The sequence below is a fragment of the Achromobacter sp. 1011811831 genome, assembly GCF_059760905.1.
In genome coordinates, this window is sequence record NZ_JCBANG010000204.1 from 1 (window position 1) to 880 (window position 880).

The 880-nt window shown below is 71.6% G+C and carries 1 pseudogene; it reads left to right on the top strand.

What is annotated here, in order from left to right:
• Positions 1 to 880: pseudogene (locus AC6LJ9_RS30600) on the top strand (hypothetical protein); the annotation flags it as partial.

Sequence of the window (880 nt, forward strand, 5' to 3'; positions counted from 1 at the left end):
GGTGAGCGCGGGCCAGGCGCTGACGGTGGATGCCGCCGGCGATGTGTCGGTGAGCGCGCGCGGCAGCTTGCAGACGCAGGACGCGATGCGCGTGGCGGCGGGCCAGGATCTGGCGATGGCGGGATCGCTGGTGATGGGCAATCAGGATATTCGGGTGCAGGCCGGGCGCAATCTGCGCGCGGGCACGGTGGCGGATAGCGGCTCGGGCAATGGCAACAACGGCACGGGCAGCAACAACAACGGCAATACGGGCGGCACCGGCAACAACAATGGCGGCACCGGTGGCAATAACGGAAGTAACGGCAGCGGCAATAACGGCGGCAACACCGGAAGCACCGGCGGCACTGCCGGCAACGGCGCAGGCACGAGCAACGGCTCGGGCGCAGGCGCAAGCACCGAGACCGCCGCCAGCACGCAATCGGTCGGCCTGGTCTCCGCCAAGGGCGCGCTGACGCTGCAAGCCGGCCGCGACATCCAATTGCCCGGCCAGATCTCGGCCGCGCGCACGCTGCAAGCCGAGGCCGGCGGCGAGCTGTCCACGACTGCCGGCGCGCGCCTGCAATCGGGCCAGGCCATGGGGATACGCGCGGGCGAGGGCGTGACGCTTGCTGGCTCGGCCCTGAGCGACACCAGCCTGTCCATCGACGCGGCGCGCGAGCTGCGCCTGGATGGCAGCGCGCTGGCTTACGGCGGCACGCTGCGATTGGCGGGCAATGACGTGCTGCTGGGCGCGGCCAGCAAGACGCAAGGACTCGGCATCGACATCACCGCCACGCGCGACCTGCGCGCGAGCGGATCCACGGTTTCGGCGGGCGCGGCGCAACTGAAGGCCGGCCGCGATGCGGCCCTGTCCGGCACGCTCGCCGCCGATGGCGACCTC